Source organism: Mesorhizobium loti R88b (genome assembly GCF_013170845.1).
GTDB lineage: Bacteria > Pseudomonadota > Alphaproteobacteria > Rhizobiales > Rhizobiaceae > Mesorhizobium > Mesorhizobium loti_B.
In genome coordinates this window covers 3,326,592-3,351,083 of sequence record NZ_CP033367.1, presented here as the reverse complement: position 1 = coordinate 3,351,083, position 24,492 = coordinate 3,326,592, and the positions used below count along the sequence as shown (strand labels likewise).

The window sequence follows — 24,492 nt, the reverse complement described above, 5'->3', positions numbered from 1 at the left end:
CACCGCCGCGGACACCGCAACATTCGACACAGTTGGGGTCCCCGCCGTTGGGTTCGGACCTGGGGCCAGCTCCGTCGGGGCCATATCGTTCACGGCCGGGGCGGTGCCCTATACTTTTAGTGTCGGCGGTGTGGGCCTGGCCAGTTCCCTGACGTTGGGCGGCGCCGGCATTCAGAACAATTCCACGCTGACAACGCCGACCTTCGCCGTGGGCGGCACGCTTGGCGGTAGCGGGGCGTTGACCTTCAACGGCACTGGCACCAGCGCCGGCAATGCCCTGATCAATGCCACCGCCAACGGTACCGTCAATTTCGCCGGCACCAGCACGGGCGCCAATGCCACCATCACCGCTACCCTTGGCGGCGATATAAATTTCGCCGGCAACAGTCTCGCCGGAGCCGCGCAGATCGCCGTTGGCGGGGCTGGCAGCACCCTCAATTTCAACGGATCGAGCAGCGCCGACAATGCCGGCATATCGGTCAATCTCGGCGGCGTCGCGAATTTCACGGGGACCAGCACTGGCGGCAACGCCGCCGTTTCCGTCGCTCTCGGGGGCGCCGCGAACTTCACGGGAACCAGCACCGGCGGCAACGCCGCCATCACTCTTGCCGGCGGCAGCCTCGGCCTTTCCGGCCTGACATCGGGCGGAATGAGCATCGGCTCGCTGTCCGGCACGGGTTCTGTCGATCTCGGCGCCAAGGCGCTGACGCTTGGCGGCATCGGCGGCGACACGATTTTCAACGGCACCATTGGCGGCGCGGGCGGTTCGCTGATTAAGACCGGCACCGGGTCCTTGACGCTCACCGGCGCCAACACTTTCACCGGCGGCGTCAGCATCGGCGCTGGAACGCTGGTCGCTGGCTCCAACACGGCGCTTGGCACTGGCGCTGCCAGCCTTTCCGGCGGCGCCACGCTCGGCCTCGGCGCCGGTGTCACGCTCGGCAACGCCGTCAGCCTGACCGGCGCCGGCAGCGCCACGCTAGACGTGGCGCTCGGCACCGGAACATTGAACGGTGCAATAAGCGGCACGATCGGCCTGACCAAGACGGGCGCCGGACAGCTGACGCTGGGCGGCGTCAACACCGGCCTCACCGGCGGGCTCACCATCGCCACCGGCTCGGTGCTGGCAACCAATGTCGATGCGCTGGGCAGCGGCGCCGGCGGCATCGGCCAGGTGACGCTCGGCGGTGGCGCCGCCCTCACGCTCGGTGCGGCAGGCACCTTCAACAACGCTCTCAATCTCGGCGCCGGGCTCGGCGGCACGCTCTCGGCCGGCACCGGCCTCAACGTGACGCTGGGCGGCGGTTTGAACATCGGCGCCGGCGCCACGCTCGGCCTGGGCACGGCGGCTTCGCTGGGCAGCCTGACGCTAGCCGGCACCTCGACCATCGGCGCTGGGGCAACCCTCTCCGCCGACTTCGGCTCGGTGAAGTTTGGCGATGCCTCGATCGGCGCGCAGCTCAGCAACGCGACGCTCAACATCGGTGCGGCCGGCACCGTCGACATCAACGGCTTCGGCGCCACAATCGGCAATCTGACCGGCGCCATCGGCGGCAGCCTCACCAATACCGGGGGTGCTGCCACCCTCAACATCGACGCCGGAAATTTCGCCGGCGTGATCTCCGGCAACCTCGGGCTGAACAAGATCGGCGCCGGCACGCTGACGCTGTCGGGCGTCAACACCTTCACCGGCGGCGTGTCGATCAGCGGCGGCGGCTCGCTGGTGGTGGCCAACAATCTGGCGCTGGGGTTGGGTGGCATAAGCCTTGGCGCCGGCTCGTCTTTCGGCATCGGCGCCGGCACGACGCTGACCAACGATCTCGACGTAACCGGCGCCACCTCTCTCGACGTCTCCGGCGGCATCGGCACGCTTAACGGCAACATCACCGGCACCGCGGGCCTGACCAAGACCGGCGCGGGACAATTGACGCTCGGCGGCATCAACACCGGCTTCACCGGCGGGCTGACCATCGGCGCCGGCTCGGTGCTGGCGACCAACGTCAATGCGCTGGGCAGCGGCGTTGGCGGCATCGGCCAAGTCACGCTCGGCGGCGGCACCGAGCTGACACTGGATGCGAACGGCACCTTCAACAACCAGCTCAATCTTGGCGCGGGCCTTGGCGGCACGCTGTCGGCGGGCACCGGTCTTACCGCCACGCTCGGCGGCGGCATCAATCTCGGCGCCGGCGCGACGCTCGGCATCGGCACCGCCATAAACAATGGCACCGTGGCGCTGCTCGGCGGCGGCACGACGATCGGCGCGGGCGCGACGCTGTCGGCCAATTTCGGCACGCTGCAATTGGGTGACGCCGCGATCGGCGCCGCGCTCGGCAATGCAACGCTCAATGTCGGCGCGGTCGGCGCCGTCGACCTCAATGGCTTCGGCGCGACGGTCGGCACCCTCACCGGCCTTGCCGGCGGCACCATCGGTAATTTGGGCGCTGCGGCAACCCTGGGCATTGGCGCCGGTAATTTCGGCGGCTCCATCACCGGCAACATCTCGCTCGACAAGACCGGCGCGGGCACGCTGACGCTGACCGGCAACAACAGTTTTGCCGGCGGCATCACCATTGGTGGCGGCACGCTGATTGCTGGCAGCAACACGGCGCTTGGTCTCGCCGCCAACGCCGTCTCCCTAGCCGGCGGCGCCACGCTTGGGCTCAGCGCCGGCGTCACGTTCGGCAACGGCATCGGCCTGACCGGAAGCGGCAACGCCTCGCTCGATGTCGCGGCCGGCATCGGCACGCTGAACGGCGTCATCTCAGGCGGCGCTGCCAATGGCCTGATCAAAACCGGCACCGGAACGCTGGTACTCAACGGCGCCAACACCTTCGCCGGCGGCATCGATATCAATGCCGGCATCGTCATCGCCGGCAATAACAGCGCGCTCGGCACCGGGGCTACCGACCTCGCCGGCGGCGCGACGCTGGGGCTCGGCGCCGGCATCACGCTCGGCAACGACATCGGCCTGACCGGCAGCGGCGCCGCCACGCTTGACGTAGCGCTCGGCACCGGCACGCTGAACGGCATCATCTCCGGTGGCGCCGCCAATGGCCTGATCAAGACCGGCCTCGGCACGCTGGCGCTGAACGGCGCCAACACCTTTGCCGGCGGTCTCATCATCGGCGCCGGCACCGTCATCGCCGGCAACAACCTTGCGCTTGGCAGCGGAGCGGCCTCGCTCGCCGGCGGCGCGACACTTGGGCTGGGCGCCGGCATCACGCTCGGCAACGATATCGGCCTGACCGGTGCCGGCAATGCCTCGCTCGACGTCTCCGCCGGCATCGGCACCTTGACCGGAATCATCTCCGGCACCAACGGCCTCATCAAGACCGGCACCGGCACGCTGGCGCTCAACGGCGCCAACACCTTTGCTGGGGGTCTCACCATCGGCGCCGGCACCGTCATCGCCGGCAACAATCTCGCGCTCGGCAGCGGCGCGGCTTCGCTCGCCGGTGGCGCCACGCTCGGCCTCGGCGCCGGCATCACGCTTGGCAACGATATCGGCCTGACCGGTGCCGGCAGCGCCTCGCTCGACGTCTCCGCCGGCATCGGCACGCTGAACGGCATCATCTCCGGCGGCGCCGCCAATGGCCTGATCAAGACCGGCCTCGGCACGCTGGCGCTCAACGGCGCCAATACCTTTGCTGGGGGTCTCACCATGGGCGCCGGCACCGTCATCGCCGGCAACAATCTCGCGCTCGGCAGCGGCGCAGCTTCGCTGGCCGGTGGCGCCACGCTCGGCCTCGGCGCCGGCATCACGCTTGGCAACAATATCGGCCTGACCGGCGCCGGCAGTGCCTCGCTCGACGTTTCGGCCGGCATCGGCACCTTGACCGGCATCATCTCCGGCGCCAACGGCCTCATCAAGACCGGCGCAGGCACGCTGGCGCTCAACGGCGCCAACACTTTTGCCGGCGGTCTCACCATCGGCGCCGGCACCGTCATCGCCGGCAACAACCTCGCGCTCGGCAGCGGCGCGGCTTCGCTCGCCGGCGGCGCCACGCTCGGCCTCGGCGCCAGCATCACGCTTGGCAACGATATCGGCCTGACCGGCGCCGGCAATGCCACGCTCGATGTCTCGCTCGGCGTTGGAACGCTGACCGGCGCGATCAGCGGTGGCAATGCGCTGATCAAGACCGGTGCCGGGCAACTGACGCTTGGCGGCAACAATATCGGCCTCACCGGCGGGCTGACCATCGGCGCCGGCTCGGTGCTGGCGACCAATGTCAATGCGCTGGGCAGCGGCCCTGGCGGCATCGGCCAGGTCACGCTTGGCGCCGGCACCGAACTAACGCTCGGCGCCACCGGCACCTTCAACAATGCACTCAATCTCGGCGCCGGGCTCGGCGGTACGCTGTCGGCGGGCGCCGGCCTCACCGCCACGCTTGGCGGCGGGCTCAATCTCGGCGCCGGCGCCACGCTCGGCATCGGGACAGTGACCAACAATGGCATTGTCGGCCTCGCCGGTGCCGGCACGATCGGCGCCGGCGCCACGCTGTCAGCCGATTTCGGCACGTTGCAGCTGGACGACGCGGCGATCGGCGCGACACTGGCCAATGCGACGCTCAATGTCGCCGCCACCGGCGCGGTCGACCTCAACGGTTTCGGCGCGACGATCGGCAACCTGACCGGCGTCGCCGGCGGCACCATCGGCAATGCCGGCGCCGCGGCGACGCTCGGCATCGCCGCCGGCAATTTCGCCGGCACGATCACCGGCAACATCGCGCTCGATAAGACCGGTGCGGGCACGCTGACGCTGACCGGCAACAACAGTTTTACCGGCGCCGTCACCATTGGCGGCGGCACGCTGGTCGCCGGCAGCAACACGGCCCTCGGCCTCGCCGCCAATCCGGTGTCGCTGGCCGGCGGCGCCACGCTTGGCCTGGGCGCCGGCGTCACCCTCGGCAACAACATCGGCCTGACCGGCGCCGGCGGCGCCTCGCTCGACGTGGCGCTCGGCACCGGCACCTTGACCGGCATCATTTCCGGCGGCGGAGCTGGCAACGGCCTGATCAAGACCGGCACCGGAACGCTGGTGCTGAACGGCGCCAACACGTTTGCCGGCGGCATCGACATCAGCGCCGGCACCGTCGTCGCCGGCAACGACACGGCTCTCGGCAGCGGTGCGGCTTCACTCGCCGGCGGTGCCACGCTTGGGCTTGGCGCCGGCATCACGCTCGGCAACAATATCGGTCTGACCGGCACCGGCAGCGCTTCGCTTGATGTGGCGCTCGGCACCGGGACTTTGACCGGCATCATCTCAGGCGGCGCTGCCAACGGTCTCATCAAGACCGGCGCCGGCACGCTGGCGCTCAACGGCGCCAACACTTTCGCCGGCGGCATCGACATCAATGCCGGCACCGTCCTTGCCGGCAACAATCAGGCTCTCGGCACCGGCGCGGCCAGCCTTGCCGGCGGCGCTGCCCTCGGCCTCGGCGCCGGCATCACGCTCGGCAACAATATCGGCCTGACAGGCACCGGCGACGCCTCACTCGACGTGGCGCTCGGCACGGGCACATCGACTGGCATCATCTCTGGCGGCGCCGCCAACGGCCTGATCAAGACCGGCGCCGGCACGCTGGCGCTGACCGGCGCCAACACATTCGCCGGCGGCATCGACATCACTGCCGGCACCGTTCTTGCCGGCAACAACAGCGCACTGGGCACCGGAGCGGCCACCCTGTCCGGTGGCGCTACGCTCGGCCTCGGCGCCGGCATCACGCTTGACAACAATATCGGCCTGACCGGCGCCGGCGACGCCTCGCTCGGCGTCGCGCTCGGCATCGGCACCTTGACCGGCGTCATCTCCGGCGCCAACGGCCTGATTAAGACCGGCGCCGGCACGCTGGCGCTCGACGGCGCCAACACGTTCGCCGGCGGCCTCGCGATCAATGCCGGCACTGTCATTGCCGGCAACAACACAGCACTGGGCAGCGGAGCGGCCACCCTGGCCAGCGGCACCACGCTCGGCCTCGGCGCCGGCATCGCACTTGCCAACAACATCGCCTTGACCGGCGATGCCTCGCTCGACGTCACGCTCGGCACCGGAACGCTTGCCGGCATCATCTCGGGCGCAGCAGGCGACAGCCTGACCAAGACTGGAACCGGCACGCTGGTGCTGAACGGCGCCAACACCTTTGCCGGCGGTCTCGTCATCGGCGTCGGCACCGTCATCGCCGGCAACAATCTCGCGCTCGGCAGCGGTGATGCTTCGCTTGCCGGAGGCGCCACGCTCGGCCTTGGCGCCGGGATTTCGCTCGGCAACAACATCGCCCTGACCGGCAGCGGCGATGCCTCGCTCGACGTCGCCGCCGGGACCGGCACTCTGGGCGGCATCATCTCGGGTGGCGCCGCCAACGGCCTGATCAAGACCGGTGCCGGCACGCTGGCGCTCAACGGCGCCAACACTTTCGGCGGCGGCCTCGATATCACTGCCGGGGTTGTCATCGCCGGCAACACCGGCGCGCTCGGTACTGGTGACGCGACGCTCGGCGCTGGAACACAGCTGATCCTCGCCGCCAACGGCACCTTCAACAACGGGCTCGACCTGGCGGCGGGCACCGCTGCGACGCTGTCGGCCCAGACCGGCATCGCCGCCGAACTTCGCGGACCGCTCGGGTTTGAAGCCGGGGCGGATCTGCACATCGGCTCGGCCGGCAACACGGGCATCGTGGCCCTGGACGGCGCCGGCGCCTCGGTGGGCAACGGAGTGACGCTTTCGGCTGATTTCGGCACCTTACGGCTTGGCGACGCGGCCGCCGGCACGCTGACGGCGGGAACCGGCGCAACGCTCAATATCGGCGCGCAAGGCACGCTCGACCTCAACGGCTTTGGCGCGACGGCCACCAACCTGACCGGATCGGCCGGCGCCACCATCACCAATGACGGCGGTGCCGCGGCTGTGCTCAGCGCCGGCGCCGGCAGCTTCGCCGGCACCATCGAGGATGGCGCGGGCGGCCTCGGCCTCGACAAGATCGATACGGGCCTTCTGACGCTGTCGGGCACCAGCACCTATACCGGTCCGACCAACGTGCTCCGCGGCACGCTCGACATCACCGGCTCGATCGCCAATTCCACGGTCGCCGTCGACACTGGTGGAACGCTGGCGGGGACCGGCACCGTCGGCGGAATCGATGCCGCCGCCGGCGGGACCGTTGCGCCGGGCAGCCCGACCGGCGGCAATCCGGTCGGCACGCTGAATGTTGCCGGCGATGTCGCCTTTGCGGCGGGTTCGACGCTGGCGGTCGATGTCGGCGCGGGCGGTACCAGCGACCTCATCGCCGCGTCCGGCGCCACCACGCTTACCGGCGGCACGGTCAATGTCGGCGGCATGATGATCGCCGGCACCACCTATGTGATCATCACCTCGGGCAGCGGCGTCGGCGGAACCTTCACCACGGTTGCGGCGGCCGGCGGCTCGGCCTTCCTGACGCCGACGCTGATCTACCAGCCGGACGCGGTCGAGGTTGAGGTCAACCGCAACGGCACCTCCATCGGCGATGTCGGCCAGACGCCCAACCAGCAAAGCGTCGGCAACGCGGTCGAGACGCTCGATCCGTCCAACCCGATCGTGACCGCCATCCTCAACGGCTCGGAAGCCCAGGCGCAAGCGGCATTGGACCAGCTTTCGGGCGAGATCCACCCGAGCGTGACCAGCGCCCTGATCGACGAAACGCGCTTCATGCGCAAGACCATGGCCGACCGCATCATATCAGGGCTTGCAGCCGAGCCATCCGATCCCGGCTCCTATGTCGATCTCAAGGATCCGCTGATGAGCTGTTCGGCGGCCACGCCCGAGCGCGAGCGTTTCACCGTCTGGTCGCAGGCCATCGGCAGCTGGGGAAAATTCAGCGGCGACGGCAATGCCGCCGAGCTCACGCACTCGCTTGGCGGTCTTCTGATCGGCGTCGACGGGCCGGTTGGCGACAACTGGCTGGTGGGCGCGGCGGCCGGCTATTCGCATTCGTCGTTCGACGTCGATGCGCGCCAGTCGTCGGGGTCCAGCAACAATTATCACATCATGGCCTATGCCGGCACGCAGCTCGACCATATCGGCCTGCGCTTCGGCGTCGGTCATGACTGGTATCAGGTCAAGACCGACCGCACCGTCGCATTCCCGGGCTTCGCCGACAGGCTGAGCGCCGACTACGATGCCTCGACGACCTATCTGTTCGGCGAGATGGGCTACGCCATGACCGCCAACGGCATCGACTTCGAGCCCTTCGTCAACGCCGCCTATGTCCATCTGAATGCCGACGGCTTCACCGAGACCGGCGGCCCCGCGGCGCTGACCAGCGATGGCATCACCCGCGATGTCCCCTACACCACGCTCGGCCTGAGGGCCGCGACCGACATCACGGCTGGAGACAGCCTGCTGCGCGTGCACGGCCTGGTGGGCTGGCAGCACGCCTATTCGGACGTGGTGCCAACGGAAACCTTTGCCTTCGCCGGCAGCGATGCGTTTGCGGTGAGCGGCGTGCCGATCGCCCGCGACGCACTGGTGCTGGAAGCGGGTGCGGACTGGCGCCTGGCGGAAAAGAGCAGCCTCGACCTCACCTATAGCGGGCAGCTTGGATCCGGCGCGCTGGAGCACACCCTCAAGGGCACGCTCAGCGTCAAGTTCTGACGACACGAACCGGCGGCCGATCGACAGGCTCGATCGGCCGCCCGTTGTGGCCAGCCGGACAGCACCGGCAGCCACCGCCCTCGCGATCCCGCATGCCTCTCCTGCTCCTGCGCGCCTGTCCCGGTCGATATTCTGGCCCCGGTCCATATTCTGGCAAACTTCAGCGGCATTTGAATAAAACCCGACTGTGGATATTTACCCCGCGTTCCACCAGGCAGGCCAAGATACATTAGGGCGGGATCATGGAGGGACCATTGACCAGCGATTTTTCAGCTGCCCGCATCCATCTTGAGCGCGCCTACCACCATCTGCGCGGCAATGACGAGGCCAGCCGCTCTGCATGCGAGGTCCTCGACCAGTTGATCGAAACCGTGGTGGAGGCCCAGCACAGGCGGCCCGAGGCCGGGGTGCTGGAGTTTCCGCGCTCGGCCGCGCGGCAATGATGACGATGCCTTGATTACGATGCCTTGCGGACCGCGCCAGCCATTATGGTGGCGCGGGTGACAACCTGCTCCAGCGGTTCCGGCCGATGCAGCAGGAACCCCTGGCCGAAGGCGACGCCCATGTCGCTGAGCATGCCAAGCGTATCCTGACGCTCGATCTTCTCGCCGACCACGTCGCAGCCGAGGCTGCGGCCGATGCTTGTGATGGCCAGCACGATCTCGCGGTCGAAGCGGCTTTCGGTGATGTGCTCGATGAAGGAACCGTCGATCTTGATGGCATCGACCGGAAAGCGCCTGAGATATTCAAATGAGCTCATGCCGGCGCCGAAATCGTCGAGGCTGACCCGGCAGCGCCGCTCGCGCGCCTTGCGCACGAACGTCTCGGCGGCGTCGAAATTGGTGACGGCGGCGGTTTCGGTGATCTCGAAGCCGATGCCGGAATGCGGCGCCCCTGTTTCCTCGATGATGCTGTCGACGAAGTCCCACAGAGCGGGATCGCTCAGCGTCTGCGCCGACAGGTTGAAGCCGAGCGTGATCGCACCCGACTTCATCGCCGCGCCGTGCAGCGAGAGCGCGGTGCGGATGATCCAGCGATCGAGCCGGGCTGCAATGCCGAAGCGCTCCGCTGCCGGTATGAATTCGCCGGGCGGGATCAGCCGGCCGCCGCGCCCGACAAGCCGCGCCAGCACCTCGACGTGGCGGCTTTCGTCCCAGGGCCGACCCAGCCGGTGGATCTCCTGGCCGAACAGTTTCAGCCTTCCGTCCTCCATGGCGTCGACCGTGTCGGCGGCGAGCCGCGCCGCATTGAGCCCGCCGGAATTGGCCTCGGCCGAAAACACCGCGAAACGGTCGCGCCCGGCGGCCTTGGCCGCGTAGCAGGCGTCGTCGGCGCAGGCCAACGCGTCGGCGACCGTGGTGGTATGGTCATGCACCATGGCGATACCGATGCTTGCCGCGAGCCGCCGCGAGGTCGCGGCTAGGCCGAGATCCGCCCCGCGCACGGCCGCCAGGATGGCGCTGGCCAGCCGCTCGGCCTGTGCCGCGTCGCAATGCGGCACCAGCAGGGCAAACTCGTCGCCGCCCAGCCGCGCCGCATGCGCCGATGGCGGCAGACAGCGGCCAATGCCCGCCGCCACGCTCTTCAGCGCCAGATCGCCGGCGGCATGGCCGGCGAAATCGTTGAGCGCCTTGAAGTAGTCGAGATCGACATAGAACACCGCCAACGGCACGCCCGTTGCGATATGGTCGGCAAGGAGCCTGTCGAAGGCGGAGCGGTTCCACAGGCCGGTCAGCGCGTCGTGGCGGGCAGCGAAGGCCAGTTCCTGTTCGCGCAGCTTGTCCTCGGTGATGTCGCGCACAGTGCCGAGGACCTGGCCCGCGGTGCCGGCGGCGGCGACGAAGCGCACCAGCGATTCGACATGGCGGATCTCGCCGTCGCGTTTGATGATGCGGTATTGCGAGGCGGTAACCGCATCCGAGCCGGGTGACGGCTGGTGGGCGCGCTCGGTGGCTTCCTTGTCGTCGGGATGCAGAAAACTGTGCCAGAGGTCGCCTGTCACCTCGTCGGTGTCGGCAACGAGGCCGAATATGTCCCTGGTACGGGCGTCCCAATAGCTCTTGTTGGTGGCCATGTCATAGTGCCAGATGCCGGTGCCGCTGGCGGCGAGCGCCAGGCGGAAGCGCACATTGACCTGTTCAAGCGCGGCTTCGGCTGCCTTCTGCTTCGAAATGTCCGTCTGCACGCCCATCAGCCTGACCGGCTTTCCCAGCGCGTCGCGCTCGACAACGCCGCCGCGGTCGAGCACCCAGACCCAGTGGCCCTGCTTGTGCTTCAGCCTGATTTCGGTCTCGATCGACGGGGTCAAGCCGGCAATGTGGGCGTCGCCGCTGGCCAGCGCCCGCTCACGGTCGTCGGGATGCGTCAGTTGCAGCCAGAGATCGGCCGTATCGGCAAGCTCGCCCTCCTCATAGCCGAGCATGCGCCACCATGTCGGCGAATAGAAGCAGCTACCGTTTGCAATATCCCAGTCCCAGACGCCAAGATGAGCGCGTTCAAGCGCCAGCGCCCAAAACTCTTCATTGCGACTTTTCTTGCCCTGACGCGCCATCTTCTGATTTCGTTTGCCCCACCCCAGGGGCAATCTGCGGCAAAACCAGAGAATAAACAGTTACCGCACGCGGCATGGGCGGCTCCACCGCGCCCTGCCAGTCACGGCGACCACATGGACTCAGCCGAGGACTTCGCCGGCTGTTCGGGCTTGGCGAAGGGGCTGTTTCGTTCGCAGCCGAGCAGCGCCAGCGCGCCCAGGAGGATAATTGTCCGAAAAATCACACGATGCATGGGATGTCCTTCGATCAGGCTCAAGGCCGTCAGCCAGAGCTGCCAGCTAAAAAACCAGGCGATTGATATGGCCTCCATGGCCGAACGCTCCTGGTGGTTTGGGTTCCGGCAAATCGCCGGTTGAGGGCCTGAGGGCCGTCACTTTAACTGGGCGAGAAGCGCATCCGCTCCCTTGTCGACACCGGCCTGCGCGGCGGCCAGCGGCTCCATGCTGGCCTTGATGTTGATCGGGCTCGGATATTGCTTGGTGACGAAGGCCTTCAGCAGGCGGTTGGTCCCGGCGTCGAAGATCTCAACGGCGTAGAGGACCGAGCCGGTCAGCGACCCTTCCCGGTCGCGCGCGGTCTGCACGGTGTTGTAGACGCCGCCGGCAATGTCAAAGCGCGACAGCGTGCCAAGAACCGGCGTGTTGGCCTTGGCACCGGTCAGCGTCAGCCGCACGCGCAAGGTGTTCGGCCCCGCCTTGCCGGCGAGGGTGAACCGGCTCTTCAGCCTTTCGGTGAAGCGAGCCTGCATATAGCTGGCGATCGCGGCCTTGTCGCTTGCCGGCATCTTGCCGAACTGCCCGTCGGCGCCACGATAGATGACGACGGGATCGACGATGACGCTGCTGTACTGTCGCCAGTCGACGGCGGTCGAATAGGCGTAAGGCACCCGCCCGGTTGCATCGCGTGGATTGGGAGCAAGCTCAGCCGACGACGACAATCCCGAATAGGCGATCGGGTCGGCACTGACGCAGCCCTGGAGAGCCAGGCAGAGCCCGGCCATAGTAAGGGAGTTCCTCAAGATCCTGTTCATCTTCAATGTCCTGTTGCGAGCAAAAGCGTAATGACGGTGACCGGGCAAAGGCTCGCCGGTGCGCACAGCATCACGCGCGCGGTGCCGAGCCATGCGTGCCGGCGCGACCTGCGCGCCACATGAGCGAAGACCTTCGAGGCGAGGTGCAGCAGCGGCAGCAAGGCGAGGATCGCCGCCAGCACCAGCAGCAGCGTCTGTGGCCGGTCAGCCAACAGTGCCTCGGACCCAGGGACAACAGTGTGGACGCGGCCGAACAGCAGCACTGCCAGCAGGGCCGTCATCAGGTCGACGAGACATAAAGCAAGGCCGGTGGCCACCAGCGGCGTGGAAACGGATGCGACGAGCTGACGGAAGAGGAGCCGCCTGGAGATCGGGCGCCGCGTGCCATGCCGGGTTTCGTCGGCGACAGCCACCGCCCCGGCCATGTGTCCGTGAGCGGGAAACGATCCGCCGGAAGCCTTCAGCCTGGCCAGTTGCCCGCTTTTTGCGGGCCATCCGCCACCGCTGCTCTTCGTCCCTGGCTGAAACATGCCTGCACCCTTCGCTTCTGCGTTGGGTGTTCGTATAACAGCCAAAAATAGATTTGCAAACCATCTAGTCGGTTTTTTTATTCACAACCCTGCTGGAAGCGGAGCGGTCCCCGGTGGCAGGCCACTGGGTGTTGTCGAGAAGCCGGTCGAACAGCCGCTCCAGATCCTCTTCCGACAGCGAGCAGATGCCTATCATTGTCGTCAGGGCGAGGCCCTTGGCCGCGAACAGGCGAAGTGTCGCCAGATCGGGATCGGCGGCTTCGGATCGAATGGCTTCGACCTTGCTGGCATCCGTCTCACGCAGGCCGGACAGCAATGCCGGGTTCTCCGCCAAGGCACCGAGCAGGCCGAAGGCCACCGAATGCGGTTCGGCGACGACCTTGCGCTGCACCGCGATCTGCGCCGAGAGTTGGGGTTCCTTCGTTCCGGTGCCGGCCTCTGCCAGAAAATCCCGGGAAAAATTCTCGAAGAACTCGACCTGGTTCTCCAGCAGCGTCTTCAGCACCGCTTCCTTGGTACGAAATTGATGCATCACGCCGCCCTTCGAGAGGCCGCCCTCGCGGGCGATGGCATCCAGCGTCAGCCGGCCCGGCCCATCCCGCGCGATGATGGCGAGCGCCGCCTGGATGATGGCGTTTCGGGAGCGTTCGGAACGGGAGACATTGTCCATGGCGATTTCCAACAAACCTGCGGCCGACACGCAACGACCGCTGACGCGGTGATGTGGCATCCGCTTTCATCAGATAGACCTGAAGCACGGCAAAAACAATCCGCACGGTCTGTTTTATGCCCTGACCCAACCACTGGTGCCCTCCCCCACTTTCGATTGGCCGGCAAGAACCGGAGTTTTGGTCCCGCCGGATCCTCCTAGTGCTTGCCCAGGTCATCGGCGAAGACCGGTGATCCCAGGTCATCGGCGAAGACCGGTGATCCCGGGTCATCGGCAGCGCCGATGATCCCTAGCAAACAGGAAGAGGACCTCCCAATGACCAAGCAAGAAGACAATAAGGCCGTCGTCGTCAGATGGTTCACCGACTTCTGGGGTGAAACCTGCGATCTCAGCGTCGTCGACGACATTGCCGCGCCCGACATGCTGCTTAGATATTCCTTGCATGAGCCGCGCAGCGGCCGCGACGACATCAAGACCTTCATGACCGATTTCCGCGCCGCCTTCCCGGACCTCAACTTCTGGGCGACCGCCGATCTGATCGCCGAGGGCGACTATGTCGTCGGTCAGTGGGAAGGCGGCGGCACCCACACCGGCCCGGCCTTCAGCGATTTCCTGGCCGGTTCGCTGCCCGCCGCCACCGGCCGCACGATGCGCTTCACCGGCACCACGGTGCTGAAAGTGATCGACGGCCGGATCGTCGAGGAGATCGGCCTCGACGACGGCGTCGCCGCACTCACCCAGCTCGGCCTGATCAAGGCCACCTGAGGCAGGTCACGCGAAACGACGTCAGGGCCAGGCGGTATAAAGCACCGCCTGGCCCCATTGCTTGCTGAGCTTACTGGCTCGGCGCCATTGCGTGTTCGCATGACACTTTCGGGTTCACGTCGGCGAAAGTGCCCGTCGGGTTGCCCTTCCAGGCCCAGACATGCAGCTCGTAGAATTCACCCAGGCCGTAGCGATTGGGGGCGCTGTTGAAGTTGAACAGCTGCCCGTCGAGCGAGGCCGGTCCCTTCGAGGTGATGTACTCGACCGCCACCAGCTTAAGCGTGCCATCGGCCATCGGCTCGTACATCACGGCCTCAGGACGGGCGATGTCGATCTTGTCATCCTTCAGATACTGGCCGTTGACGTAGTGGATGCCCATGGCTCCGCCGGTGATGCCGCTGGCGCAGGGAATGGGCGCATAGCCCTCGGCCGTCGCCGCCTTGACGTCAAGGAACCGGCTGTTCGCGGCCCGTACCTTGTCGGCCAGCGGGTTGGGGCCGGATGCCGCTTCAGGCGCTTCCTGATGCGCCCATGCGAAGCTGGTGCAGACGGCCAGCATGGCCCCCGCCATGACGAGCCTGTTGCGAAGATTTGATTTCATATCCATTCCATTCTTCTTGAAAAAGCACGGCTGGCCGGCCGCCGAAAATACGGAGGCCCGGCAGGCAAGCGCCGTGACTGTTGTTGCTTGGTGATCCCGAATTCGATGTATCGTGGAAGGGTCATCCCTTCGGCAGATAAGGGATCGTTCCAGCCAGATCGGTGTTGTCGATCAGCTGGAAACGGCTGTCGCTGCCGCCCTGGCGTGCCGAAACGAAAGGCGCGTATTCCGGGTCATTGGTAAAGGCGCGCGCCGCCGTTTCCGACGGGAACGCCATCAAGGCAATCAGGGTGGTGTCGAGCGGCTTGCCTTCAAGCGTCTTCACATTGCCGCTGCGCGCTAGATACCTGCCGCCGTGCTTGTGGACGATGTCGTGCACCGAAGCCGCGTAGGCCGGCACCCAGTTCGGCTCCTTCATCTTGATGTCTGCGATAACGTAAACGGTCATGCTATTCTCCTGGTTGCGGCGCACAGGGGTATCCCGTGCACCGGCCAAAGGGCTCGCATGGCAGGGCTCTCGCCAACCAGTCCGCGATCTGTACCGGGCCGGTACAGTTTCTGTACTCGCCGCCTCAATCATGAAGGGCTAATATTCATCCCAGCTTCGAAGGAGGGACACCAATCATGACCCAGCACGGATACAAGCAGTTCTGCCCGCTATCGATGGCCGCCGAGGTGCTGTGCACCCGCTGGACGATGGTGCTGATGCGCGAATTGGTGGCGGGCTCGACCCGCTTTAACGACCTGCGCCGCGGCGTGCCAAAGATGTCGCCAACCCTTCTGTCGCAACGGCTGAAGGAGCTCGAGCTGGCGGGGATCGTCGAACGCAAGGAGATCCAGGGGGAGAAGGGAATCTTCGACTATCGGCTGACGGAAGCCGGCCGCGATTTGCGCCCCGTGGTCGAGGCGATGGGTTTTTGGGGGCAGAAATGGGTCGAGTCCCGGCTGTCGCTCAAGAACCTCGATCCGTCGCTGCTGATGTGGGACATGCGGCGCAATCTGAATCCCTCGCCGCTGCCCGAGGGACGCACCGTGATACAATTTCTGTATCAGGAGCTTCCGGCATCCAAACGGTCCTGGTGGCTGATCGTCGAAAAGCACGGTGAGGTCGATCTGTGCTGGTATGATCCGGGCTTCGACGTCGACCTCTACGTGGCGACCGACCTGCACACGATGACGGCGATCTGGATGGGATTGCTCACGGTCGAGAAGGCCGGCGCGAAGGTTTCCCTGACCGGCGATCAGGCGATCGGCAAGCAGATGCAGACCTGGCTTGGGCTCAGCCCGTTCGCGGTCGAGCCCAAGCGCGCGGCGTAGGAGAACCGAGAGCCGCTTGTCAGGAAACGGGTGGCGGGGGCGGCCCCAGGCGGCTTCAATGCCGCCATGTTCATCACGCTGCAAAGAGATCTGAAATCGACGCCGCTGCCGGTGGCTGACGATCCGCGCTGGGCGCGCATCGTAGCCCGCGACAAATCGGCGGACGGGCAATTCTGGTATTCGGTGGCGACGACCGGCGTCTATTGCCGGCCCTCCTGCCCGTCGCGGCGCGCCAACCCCGGGAATGTGCAACTGCACGATACGCTGGCTCAGGCCAAGGCGACCGGCTACCGCGCCTGCCGGCGCTGCAACCCGGATGGCCCCTCGCTGGAGGCCGGCAATGCGGCAATGGTCGCCGAGGCCTGCCGGTTCATCGAGCAGAGCGAGGCGGAACCCTCGCTCGCCGAATTGGCCGCCGCCGCCGGCCGCAGCGCCGGCTACTTCCATCGCGTCTTCAAGGCGATCACTGGGCTGACGCCGAAGGACTATGCCACCGCACACCGCGCCGCCCGGGTCCGCCAGGGCCTGGAGGACGGCGCCAGCGTGACCGTGGCGATCTACGATGCCGGCTTCAATTCGAGCGGACGCTTTTACGAGAAAGCCACCGGCATGCTCGGCATGACACCGACGCGCTACCGCGCTGGCGGCGCCAACGAGGACATCCGCTTCGCCGTCGGCGAGACCTCGCTCGGCGCCATACTGGTCGCATCGAGCCGCAAGGGAGTCGCCTCGATCCTGCTCGGCGACGATCCGGACGCGCTGGTGCGCGACCTGCAGGACCGTTTCCCCAAGGCGCGGCTGATCGGCGGCGACCGCGACTACGAGGCGCTGGTCGCCCGCGTCGTCGGCCTCGTCGAGGCCCCGCGGCTCGGTCTCGACCTGCCGCTCGACGTGCGCGGCACCGCCTTCCAGCAGCGCGTCTGGCAGGCCTTGCGCGACATCCCGGCCGGCAGCACGGTTTCCTACGCCGAGATCGCCGGGCGCATCGGCGCGCCCAAGGCGACGCGCGCCATCGCCGCCGCCTGCGCCGCCAACGCGCATGCGGTCGCGATTCCCTGCCACCGCGTGATCAGGAAAGACGGCGCTTTGTCCGGCTATGCCTGGGGCGCCGAGCGCAAGCGCGCGCTGCTCGACCGCGAGGCGGTATCCGGCGAGGCCAACCGGTCTTCGCGGACCTGACGAGGACCGGCGATGCGCACCATGGCAAGGTTCTCCACCGCCGGTGCGAATGTCCAGAACGCCAACAACGCTACCGTCAGCCGAGAGGACGCGAAGTTGATGGTGATGGCTGCCATTGGCGAGTTGGTCGATGCCGGTCGAGCCAAGTTGAGCCGCACCGCGACCGGCGAGGTTGAGCTGCGGCTGTTGAGCGGCGAAGTTTTCCTGCTCGGTAAAGTGTCCGTCACGCGTGTCGCATAGGCACACTCAGCGCTCTATGGCGCCCCCCTCTGTCCTGCCGGACATCTCCCCCACTTGTTGGGAGATTGGCAGTTTTGGCGCCTCGCTCATTCTCGCAACGTTGGAGATTGGCGAAAGCGGCGATGACGGCCAAATCGAACGCGGCAATTTGAATTTGAAAGCAAGCATCGGAGTGAGCGCCAACCGGCGCGCGGTTAGGGTTCAGGCACACAAGGAGTGAAGGCAATGAACCTCATGCAAATCAACAGCCCGGCGACAGCCTCCGGCGCTGTCACCCTCGACACCCTCGCCTACGCCATTGGCCAATCCGCGATCGGCAACATCCTGGCTGCGCGCAGCCATATCGGCGTCTGCGCCATCCTGATCGGCTCCGACGCCGACGCGCTGGCGCAGAACCTCGCCGATCGCTTCCCCGGCAAGGTGCTGGTCGAAGACGAGGCCGCCTTGCGCGACGATCTCGCGGCCATAGCGCGCTTCATCGAAACGCCCGGCGCCGGCCTCGACCTGGCGCTCGACATGCGCCACGGCACGCCGTTCCAGCAACGTGTGTGGGACGTGCTGCGCACCATCCCCTGCGGCGCCACCATCACCTATACCGCGCTGGCCCGCCGCCTTGGTGAACCGAACGGCGCCCGCGCCGTGGCGACCGCCTGTGCCGCCAACGCGATCGCGCTCGGCATTCCCTGCCATCGTGTCGTGCGCGCCGACGGCACGCTGTCGGGCTACCGCTGGGGCATCGAACGCAAGCGCGCGCTGCTGGATCGGGAGGCCGCGATATGAACGCCCACGCCAAGGTAGCCACGGCGGCGGTGGAAGCCGCCGAGACACGCATCACCGCTTACGACTGGCCGGCGCTTGCCGCCGAGCTCGACGGTTTCGGCTGCGCGGTGATGCAAAAGCTGCTCTCGCCTGAAGAGTGCCGGCAGATCGCCGGCCTCTACCCCGAGGAAAAACATTTCCGCAGCCACATCCACATGGCCAGGCACGGCTTCGGCAAGGGCGAATACCGCTATTTCCGCTATCCCTTGCCTGACCTCATCGGTGGGCTGCGCAGCGCCCTCTATCCGAGGCTTGCCGAAGTCGCCAACCGGTGGAACGAGCGCATGGGAATCGCCCTGCGCTACCCCGGCACACATGCGGCGTTTCTCGACCAGTGCCATGGCGCCGGCCAGGTCAGGCCGACGCCGCTTCTGCTGCAATATGTGCCGGGCGACTTCAACTGCCTGCACCAGGACCTCTACGGCGACCTCGCCTTTCCCCTGCAGGTGGCGATCCTGCTCTCCGAACCGGGCAAGGATTTCACCGGCGGCGAATTCGCGCTGACCGAGCAGCGGCCGCGCATGCAGAGCCGGGTCGAAGTGGTGCCGCTGCGCCAGGGCGACGCGGTAGCCTTCGCCGTCCACAACCGGCCGGTACAGGGAACCAAGGGCAACTACCGCGTCAATCTGCGCCACGGCGTCAGCCGCCTGCGCTCCGGCATGCGCCACACGGTCGGCATCATTTTTCACGATGCGAAGTGAGCCAGCTCACGCCTCCCAATAGGGCGGATCGCCAAAGGCATTGCGCAGCCATGCGGTGAGCGCGCGCAGTTTGGCGGATCCGCGCCGATCCTCGGGACAGGCGATATAGATGGTCGCCCCTTCAGGCTCGGCACCGACATCGACGAGCGTCAATCGCTTGTCGGCGATCTCGGTGCGGATGAAATAGGCGGGGAGCAGTGCCAGGCCGAGGCCGGCAAGTGCTGCGTCACGCATCAAAATCCCATTGTTGACGCGCAGCGCGGTTTCCGGGCGGATCGTCACCAGCCGCCGCGAGATCTTGAACCGCCAGTCGGCGGCACCCCGGATGGAATAGATGATGCCCTTGTGGCGCCTCAAATCATCTGTTGTCGCGGGCCGTCCGGATCGCTCGATATAGTCCGGTGAGGCCACCAGGAAGCGGCGGCTGGAAGCCAGCTTCCTGATGATGACAGGTCCGTCGTCGACGACCGGCCCATGACGCACAATGGCATCATAGCCATTGGCCACCATGCTGACGAAACGATCGTCGAGATCAAGCGTCAGTTCGATTCCCGGGTGCCTGGCCAGGAAGCCATACAGCGCCGGGCCGAGATGAAGGATGCCGAAACTGGTCGGCGCCGATATCCTGAGCGGACCAGTGAGTTCGCCGCGATGTTCGGCGATTTCGGCGCTGGCATCGGCCACCTCCTGCATGATGCGCTTGGCGCGCTCGTAAAAACCGCGCCCGGCTTCGGTGATGGAAAGTTTGCGGGTGGTGCGGTCCAGCAGCCTTGTGCCGAGGCTGCGTTCAAGCTCCGACAGCCGCTCGCTGATAACGGACTTGGACAGGCCCATGCGCCTGGCCGCTTCGGTGATCGAACCGGATTCCGCGACGGCGACAAAGGCGGCGGCGGATTCGAGCTTCAGCATTGTTCGGCTTTCCCGAATTCACAATCAGGCAACCGACGCCTAACGAAATCAACGACATAGTGCCATAGTTGGAAGGACCGCGATACGGCGGCGACAGAATAAAGCGCGGGGGTAATGCATCATGTTTCGTCCTTTGGTCATCGTTCTTGGTCTGCTGTCACTCGCCGCTCCGGCCTCAGCACGCGTGATCCCGTTTCCGGCTGGCTTCAAGACGCAGTCGATCGAGACCAACGGCACCAAGCTTTATGTGCGTGTCGGCGGACAGGGGCCCGCGGTCGTGCTGCTGCACGGCTTCGCCGACACCGGCGACATGTGGGCGCCGGCCGCGATAACGCTGATGAAGGACCACACCGTCATTGTGCCGGACCTGCGCGGCATGGGCCTGTCGGCGCATCCCGACAGCGGCTACACCAAGAAAAACCAGGCGGTCGACATCGCCGGCGTGATGGATGCGCTGAAGATCGACAAGGCCGACCTGGTCACGCACGACATCGGCAACATGGTCGGCTATGCGCTGGCCGCGCAATACCCCAAGCGCATCACGAAATGGGTCGTCATCGACGCCCCGCTGCCGGGCATAGGCGATTGGGACAAGATCAAGCAAAGCCCGCTGCTCTGGCACTTCAACTTCCGAGGGCCCGATATGGAGCGGCTGGTCGCGGGCCGCGAGCGCATCTATCTCGACCGCTTCTACAATGAACTGTCGGCCGATCCGAAGAAGATCGACGAGGCGACGCGCGCCCACTATGCGAAACTCTATGCGCGGCCGCATGCCATGCATGACGCGTTCGAGCAGTTCAAGGCATTCGACCAGGACGCCATCGACAACCAGGCGATGCTTTCCACCGGCGGCAAACTGCCCATGCCGGTGCTGGCAGCCGGCGCTGAGAAATCGGCAGGCACGACACAGGCCGACATATTGCGGTTCGTCGCGACGGACGTGACGGGAGACATCGTGCCTGCATCGGGCCACTGGATCATGGAAGAAAACCCGGATGCCACGGTCAAGCTCATCACCGATTTCCTCTCGAAGTGACGACCGCGCGACGCGGCCACGTCGGGCTTGCTGAAACCGATCTTGTGAGCCTGCGCTCAGGTATGCGCCATACGGTCGGTACTATTTTTCAGGATGCGAAGTAAGTGTTGATGGGGGCTTTCCCTTCTCCCCCTGGGGGAGAAGGGAAAGCCGCGCTTCATTCCGCGTCATCGGAAACCATCTCCAGGATCCACGGACACGCATAATAATCGGCGATGCGGTCGATGACGCCGCGCTCGGCATGGATACGCACCAGATAGGCCGGCCGCCAGACCTCGTCTCTCCGCCTGTCGACAACCAGAACGTCCTCGCCTTCGACCACGTCCGGCCGCATGCGCCAGGGCTCGCCACGCTCATATTCGACGAAATAGGGCGAGCTGGAGAGCAGACCATTGTAGCAATCCGAAACCCGCAGCCGGGCATCGGCGCTGGTCAGCGCCCGCACCCCGTCCCAGTCCCTGGCATTGAAGAGTTCGACATAGCGGCTGAGCAGCCGCTCCAGGTCCGGGTCATGCACGGGCGCCGTGACCGGTTGCGCTGGCAGAGCGGCGAGCTTGGCCCGGCCACGATTGAGCGCCGACTTGACGCCGCCTGATGTCGAGCCGACCAGCTCGGCGATCTCGTCCAGCGAATGGTCGAAGACATCCTTGAGCAGCACGCAGGCACGCTCCTTCGGCGGCAGGTGCACCACCAGCCGCTCGATGGCGCGGCCGGCACCCGGACCGGCGGGCTCAATGGGCAGCACGATCTCGTCGCTGGCATAGCCCGCTTCGGCCCTGAGCCGCGTGCGACGGTTGCGGATGAAATCGATGCACCTGTTATGGGCGATGCGAAACAGCCACGGCCGCAGCGCCTGCGCATCGTCGAGCAGCCCGATCTTGCGATAGGCCTCGAACAGCGCCTCCTGCATGATGTCCTCGCCGTCGAGAGCCGAGCCGGTCATGCGCGCGCAATAGCGGTGCAGCCGGACGCGCAGATGCGAGACCGTCTCCAGGAACGCCCTGTAGCGGAGGTCGAACAGGCCTTCGGGATCGAGGCGTGGCTCAACGCCTTGCCTCGTTTCACGGAATTTGCGGATCTGCTGGTTCATCGCGGCACGTCGCTTAGAGCAATTCCAGGAAAAGTGTGTAGCGGTTTTCCCTTCGGAATTGCGTCAAAACAAAGAGCTAGAGCAGTTCGCCGTTTCCGTGAAACGGTGAACTGTTCAAGCGTCGTCCCAGCATCGCGCAAGCACGCCCCATCCACAAGCACAAAGCGCGACACGATGAGCCGGCCCATGCTCAGGCCGCCCTGTCGCCGACAGCCTTGGCGCTCGCGCTTGCCAGCCCAAGCTTCGGCCGCACCCACACGGCGAGACGGCCGATCGCATCATCAGCCTCCGGCGCCCGGCCGGCCATCATCTGGAAGGAGTGCAGCATGCCGTCGAAGATTTCGAGCCGCGTCTCGACGCCGGCCTGTCTGGCACGCTCGGCGAACATGCGGCTTTCGTCGACCAGCGCTTCGTCGGCACCGGCCTGCAGGAAGACGGGTGGAAAGCCGCTCAGATCGGCATAGAGCGCGCTGACTTCCGGATCGAGCCGGTCGGCATCGCCGATGAAGTTGGTCACCAGCCAGTCGACGGACTCCCGGGCGAAGGCCGGGTCCTTCTCGCGGTTGGTCTCGTAGCTGGCGCCGGTCAGCGCCATGTCGAACCAGCCGGAGATGATCAGCGTGGCGGCCGGCAGCGGCCGACCTTGTGCGCGCAGCCGTTGAAGCACGCCATAGGTCAGCACCGCGCCGCAGGAATCGCCGGCAAGCGCGATCGCCTTGGCGTCAAAACCCTGGTCGACGAGCCAGTTCCAGGCCGCCATCGCCGCCTCGGTCTGGGCCGGGTGCTTCGCCTGGTGCGCCAGCGGATAGTTATAGAGCAAGGCCCGGCAACCGACGGCCTTGGCCAGATGGCCGACCAGCTTGCGGTGGGTGTAGATCGAGCCGCCGAGGAAGCCGCCGCCATGCGCGTAAAGCAGCACCCGCTGTTCATCCGCGCCCTTCGGCACGACCCACAGCGCCGGAACGCCGCCGGCATCCACCTCGATATAGTCGACGCCGCCGGGTTCGCCGGTCAGCGCCGTCCAGCTGGTGTCGCTGAAATCGATCATCGCCTGCGGGCTGGCGAACGTGCCGGTATTGGCGGTGATCGCCGCATAGTGGTTCCTGTTTGCCTCGCTCTCGATGCTCGCCATGATGCTCTCCTGGGTTTGCGGATCGCGGTTGCGCGACCTTCCAGAGCCAAGGACGGACGGGCTGAGAAAAAGGATACGTCAGACCAGGATTTTTCTCCCCCTCAACCCGCCGGCGCGTAGCGGTTGACCACCATGCCGCAGGCATACGCCTTCGAGCCGAGCAGCCGCAGTTTGCCAAAACCGCCCTGGTCGAAGATCCGGCGTCCCGCGCCCAGCACGGCCGGGTTGATGAACAGCTGGAATTCGTCGACCAGCCCGGCGGCGATCAGCGCCGAGGCAAAGCCGGCGCCGCCGAAGACGACCATGTCAGCCCCCTCACCCGCCTTCAGCGCGGCGACCTCGCGCGGCAGGTCGCCGCTCACCACCGTCGTGCGCTCCCAGCGCGAGACCTTCAGCCTGTCGCTCGGCACCACCTTCTTCGCGTCGACGATGCGCTGGGCAAAGGCATAGAAGGGATCGCGCGGAAACTTCTTCGCCGCATTGCCCCAGTGGGTCAGATACCCCTCCTCGGCCATCTTGCGGCTGAGCAGGATGGTGTCGATGCCGGCAAAAACCGCGTTGAAATCCCGCTTCAGTTCCTCGTCCCAGCCGATGTCGTCGCCCCACTCCCAGAGCTGCCAGGCATGGTCGTCATTGGCGCCGACAAAGCCGTCGACCGACATCTGCATCTGAAGGATCAGCTTTTTCATGCGGTTCCTCGTTTCCCTGGCTCAAAGAAAATTGGTTTACTTTTGGAACCGTTGACGCAAGGCAAAAACGATGTCAATAGTAAAGTGATTTAAAAATGGAACTGTAGACATGTCGACACGCGAAAGATCCGGCTGCCCGATCAGCCTGTCGCTGGAATTGCTCGGCGACCGGTGGACGCTGCTCATCATCCGCGACCTGGCCTTCGCCGGGAAAAAGCATTTTCGCGAATTCCTGCAGTCTGACGAAGGCATCTCCTCGCGCACGCTGGCCGAGCGGCTGCAGACGCTGCAGGACGAAGGCATCCTTACCCGCAGCGGCGACCCGAGCCACGGGCTGAAGGCGATCTACCGGCTGACCGAGGCCGGCATCGACCTGTTGCCGGTGCTGGCCACGCTCGGCGCCTGGGGCAGCAAGCACCGCAAGGCCGACGACAGGCTCGCGCGCATCGCCGACCAACTGGCAGCCGGCGGCGAGCCGGTACTGGAACTGATGAAGGCGGCGCTGCGGGCGGAACATGTTATTCAGGCGACTGCGCCTGCTTGACAACTTTCACTCTTTGTTCTCTATTCGTTCCCATCTATCAGCAACTGCGGATGAGCGGT

The 24,492-nt window shown here is 66.1% G+C and carries 21 protein-coding genes; 10 read left to right on the top strand and 11 right to left on the bottom strand.

Features of this window, described 5'->3' with window-relative positions:
- Window positions 1–103: 103 nt before the first annotated feature.
- The gene (locus EB235_RS16345; RefSeq protein WP_167334857.1) at window positions 104–8,629 is read left to right on the top strand and encodes an autotransporter-associated beta strand repeat-containing protein; all 8,526 of its coding nucleotides are present in this window, start codon (window positions 104–106) and stop codon (window positions 8,627–8,629) included.
- 254 nt (window positions 8,630–8,883) lie between these two features.
- On the top strand, window positions 8,884–9,072 hold the full coding sequence (locus EB235_RS16340) for a hypothetical protein (protein WP_027029981.1): 189 nt from the start codon (window positions 8,884–8,886) through the stop codon (window positions 9,070–9,072).
- Window positions 9,073–9,086: 14 nt separating this feature from the next.
- Here the strand turns inward: EB235_RS16340 and EB235_RS16335 are convergent, their stop codons facing one another.
- The 5 genes from EB235_RS16335 to EB235_RS16315 all read right to left on the bottom strand — a co-directional run bounded on the left by EB235_RS16335 (window position 9,087) and on the right by EB235_RS16315 (window position 13,411).
- A complete protein-coding gene (locus EB235_RS16335; RefSeq protein ID WP_027029982.1) occupies window positions 9,087–11,180 on the bottom strand; it encodes an EAL domain-containing protein in 2,094 nt (697 codons plus the stop codon).
- Between the two features lie 101 nt (window positions 11,181–11,281).
- Window positions 11,282–11,491 (bottom strand): hypothetical protein, encoded by a 210-nt coding sequence (locus EB235_RS16330; protein ID WP_027029983.1) that lies wholly within the window; start codon window positions 11,489–11,491, stop codon window positions 11,282–11,284.
- 60 nt (window positions 11,492–11,551) lie between these two features.
- Window positions 11,552–12,181: a DUF3313 domain-containing protein gene (locus tag EB235_RS16325; RefSeq protein ID WP_245268795.1), complete on the bottom strand. Its 630-nt coding sequence runs from the start codon at window positions 12,179–12,181 to the stop codon at window positions 11,552–11,554.
- 32 nt (window positions 12,182–12,213) lie between these two features.
- A complete protein-coding gene (locus EB235_RS16320) occupies window positions 12,214–12,636 on the bottom strand; it encodes a hypothetical protein (RefSeq protein ID WP_027029985.1) in 423 nt (140 codons plus the stop codon).
- 169 nt (window positions 12,637–12,805) lie between these two features.
- Complete coding sequence (locus tag EB235_RS16315) at window positions 12,806–13,411, bottom strand: TetR/AcrR family transcriptional regulator (RefSeq protein WP_051429610.1); 606 nt, start codon at window positions 13,409–13,411, stop codon at window positions 12,806–12,808.
- Between the two features lie 315 nt (window positions 13,412–13,726).
- Between EB235_RS16315 and EB235_RS16310 the strand changes: the two genes are divergently transcribed.
- On the top strand, window positions 13,727–14,176 hold the full coding sequence (locus tag EB235_RS16310; RefSeq protein ID WP_027029986.1) for an ester cyclase: 450 nt from the start codon (window positions 13,727–13,729) through the stop codon (window positions 14,174–14,176).
- A gap of 70 nt (window positions 14,177–14,246) precedes the next feature.
- On the opposite strand, the gene EB235_RS16305 is transcribed toward EB235_RS16310, so the two are convergent.
- Both EB235_RS16305 and EB235_RS16300 read right to left on the bottom strand, forming a co-directional pair.
- Window positions 14,247–14,783 carry a hypothetical protein gene (locus EB235_RS16305; protein WP_171878145.1) on the bottom strand — a complete coding sequence of 179 codons (537 nt, stop codon included), beginning with the start codon at window positions 14,781–14,783 and terminating at the stop codon, window positions 14,247–14,249.
- A 115-nt stretch (window positions 14,784–14,898) separates the two neighbouring features.
- Window positions 14,899–15,225 (bottom strand): DUF1330 domain-containing protein, encoded by a 327-nt coding sequence (locus tag EB235_RS16300; RefSeq protein WP_027029988.1) that lies wholly within the window; start codon window positions 15,223–15,225, stop codon window positions 14,899–14,901.
- 176 nt (window positions 15,226–15,401) lie between these two features.
- Between EB235_RS16300 and EB235_RS16295 the strand changes: the two genes are divergently transcribed.
- From EB235_RS16295 to EB235_RS16275, 5 genes are all read left to right on the top strand, one after another.
- Window positions 15,402–16,094: a winged helix-turn-helix transcriptional regulator gene (locus EB235_RS16295; RefSeq protein WP_027029989.1), complete on the top strand. Its 693-nt coding sequence runs from the start codon at window positions 15,402–15,404 to the stop codon at window positions 16,092–16,094.
- 66 nt (window positions 16,095–16,160) lie between these two features.
- Window positions 16,161–17,273: a bifunctional DNA-binding transcriptional regulator/O6-methylguanine-DNA methyltransferase Ada gene (gene ada / locus EB235_RS16290; RefSeq protein ID WP_032925452.1), complete on the top strand. Its 1,113-nt coding sequence runs from the start codon at window positions 16,161–16,163 to the stop codon at window positions 17,271–17,273.
- Between the two features lie 12 nt (window positions 17,274–17,285).
- Window positions 17,286–17,513 carry a hypothetical protein gene (locus tag EB235_RS16285; protein ID WP_027029991.1) on the top strand — a complete coding sequence of 76 codons (228 nt, stop codon included), beginning with the start codon at window positions 17,286–17,288 and terminating at the stop codon, window positions 17,511–17,513.
- Between the two features lie 225 nt (window positions 17,514–17,738).
- The gene (locus EB235_RS16280) at window positions 17,739–18,293 is read left to right on the top strand and encodes a methylated-DNA--[protein]-cysteine S-methyltransferase (RefSeq protein ID WP_027029992.1); all 555 of its coding nucleotides are present in this window, start codon (window positions 17,739–17,741) and stop codon (window positions 18,291–18,293) included.
- Entirely contained in the window at window positions 18,290–19,033 is a 744-nt protein-coding gene (locus EB235_RS16275) for a 2OG-Fe(II) oxygenase (protein ID WP_027029993.1), read from the top strand. Before EB235_RS16280 ends, EB235_RS16275 begins: the two co-directional genes overlap by 4 nt.
- A gap of 6 nt (window positions 19,034–19,039) precedes the next feature.
- Here EB235_RS16275 and EB235_RS16270 read toward each other — a convergent pair whose 3' ends face one another.
- Entirely contained in the window at window positions 19,040–19,942 is a 903-nt protein-coding gene (locus EB235_RS16270; RefSeq protein WP_027029994.1) for a LysR family transcriptional regulator, read from the bottom strand.
- A 121-nt stretch (window positions 19,943–20,063) separates the two neighbouring features.
- Here EB235_RS16270 and EB235_RS16265 point away from each other — a divergent pair, with 121 nt between their 5' ends.
- Window positions 20,064–20,978 (top strand): alpha/beta fold hydrolase, encoded by a 915-nt coding sequence (locus EB235_RS16265; RefSeq protein WP_027029995.1) that lies wholly within the window; start codon window positions 20,064–20,066, stop codon window positions 20,976–20,978.
- Window positions 20,979–21,135: 157 nt separating this feature from the next.
- On the opposite strand, the gene EB235_RS16260 is transcribed toward EB235_RS16265, so the two are convergent.
- From EB235_RS16260 to EB235_RS16250, 3 genes are all read right to left on the bottom strand, one after another.
- Window positions 21,136–22,068: a sigma-70 family RNA polymerase sigma factor gene (locus EB235_RS16260; protein WP_027029996.1), complete on the bottom strand. Its 933-nt coding sequence runs from the start codon at window positions 22,066–22,068 to the stop codon at window positions 21,136–21,138.
- Between the two features lie 190 nt (window positions 22,069–22,258).
- Window positions 22,259–23,200 (bottom strand): alpha/beta hydrolase, encoded by a 942-nt coding sequence (locus EB235_RS16255; protein ID WP_027029997.1) that lies wholly within the window; start codon window positions 23,198–23,200, stop codon window positions 22,259–22,261.
- 101 nt (window positions 23,201–23,301) lie between these two features.
- Window positions 23,302–23,889: a dihydrofolate reductase family protein gene (locus tag EB235_RS16250; RefSeq protein WP_027029998.1), complete on the bottom strand. Its 588-nt coding sequence runs from the start codon at window positions 23,887–23,889 to the stop codon at window positions 23,302–23,304.
- 109 nt (window positions 23,890–23,998) lie between these two features.
- Between EB235_RS16250 and EB235_RS16245 the strand changes: the two genes are divergently transcribed.
- On the top strand, window positions 23,999–24,433 hold the full coding sequence (locus tag EB235_RS16245; protein ID WP_027029999.1) for a winged helix-turn-helix transcriptional regulator: 435 nt from the start codon (window positions 23,999–24,001) through the stop codon (window positions 24,431–24,433).
- Window positions 24,434–24,492 lie beyond the last annotated feature (59 nt).

Bases quoted from the DNA above. Each gene is read 5' to 3' on its own strand.
- EB235_RS16335 (WP_027029982.1), bottom strand. From the start codon at position 11,180: ATGGCGCGTCAGGGCAAGAAAAGTCGCAATGAAGAGTTTTGGGCGCTG.
- EB235_RS16330 (WP_027029983.1), bottom strand. From the start codon at position 11,491: ATGGAGGCCATATCAATCGCCTGGTTTTTTAGCTGGCAGCTCTGGCTG.
- EB235_RS16325 (WP_245268795.1), bottom strand. From the start codon at position 12,181: ATGGCCGGGCTCTGCCTGGCTCTCCAGGGCTGCGTCAGTGCCGACCCG.
- EB235_RS16320 (WP_027029985.1), bottom strand. From the start codon at position 12,636: ATGGCCGGGGCGGTGGCTGTCGCCGACGAAACCCGGCATGGCACGCGG.
- EB235_RS16315 (WP_051429610.1), bottom strand. From the start codon at position 13,411: ATGGACAATGTCTCCCGTTCCGAACGCTCCCGAAACGCCATCATCCAG.
- EB235_RS16310 (WP_027029986.1), top strand. From the start codon at position 13,727: ATGACCAAGCAAGAAGACAATAAGGCCGTCGTCGTCAGATGGTTCACC.
- EB235_RS16305 (WP_171878145.1), bottom strand. From the start codon at position 14,783: ATGGATATGAAATCAAATCTTCGCAACAGGCTCGTCATGGCGGGGGCC.
- EB235_RS16300 (WP_027029988.1), bottom strand. From the start codon at position 15,225: ATGACCGTTTACGTTATCGCAGACATCAAGATGAAGGAGCCGAACTGG.
- EB235_RS16295 (WP_027029989.1), top strand. From the start codon at position 15,402: ATGACCCAGCACGGATACAAGCAGTTCTGCCCGCTATCGATGGCCGCC.
- ada (WP_032925452.1), top strand. From the start codon at position 16,161: ATGTTCATCACGCTGCAAAGAGATCTGAAATCGACGCCGCTGCCGGTG.
- EB235_RS16285 (WP_027029991.1), top strand. From the start codon at position 17,286: ATGCGCACCATGGCAAGGTTCTCCACCGCCGGTGCGAATGTCCAGAAC.
- EB235_RS16280 (WP_027029992.1), top strand. From the start codon at position 17,739: ATGAACCTCATGCAAATCAACAGCCCGGCGACAGCCTCCGGCGCTGTC.
- EB235_RS16275 (WP_027029993.1), top strand. From the start codon at position 18,290: ATGAACGCCCACGCCAAGGTAGCCACGGCGGCGGTGGAAGCCGCCGAG.
- EB235_RS16270 (WP_027029994.1), bottom strand. From the start codon at position 19,942: ATGCTGAAGCTCGAATCCGCCGCCGCCTTTGTCGCCGTCGCGGAATCC.
- EB235_RS16265 (WP_027029995.1), top strand. From the start codon at position 20,064: ATGTTTCGTCCTTTGGTCATCGTTCTTGGTCTGCTGTCACTCGCCGCT.
- EB235_RS16260 (WP_027029996.1), bottom strand. From the start codon at position 22,068: ATGAACCAGCAGATCCGCAAATTCCGTGAAACGAGGCAAGGCGTTGAG.
- EB235_RS16255 (WP_027029997.1), bottom strand. From the start codon at position 23,200: ATGGCGAGCATCGAGAGCGAGGCAAACAGGAACCACTATGCGGCGATC.
- EB235_RS16250 (WP_027029998.1), bottom strand. From the start codon at position 23,889: ATGAAAAAGCTGATCCTTCAGATGCAGATGTCGGTCGACGGCTTTGTC.
- EB235_RS16245 (WP_027029999.1), top strand. From the start codon at position 23,999: ATGTCGACACGCGAAAGATCCGGCTGCCCGATCAGCCTGTCGCTGGAA.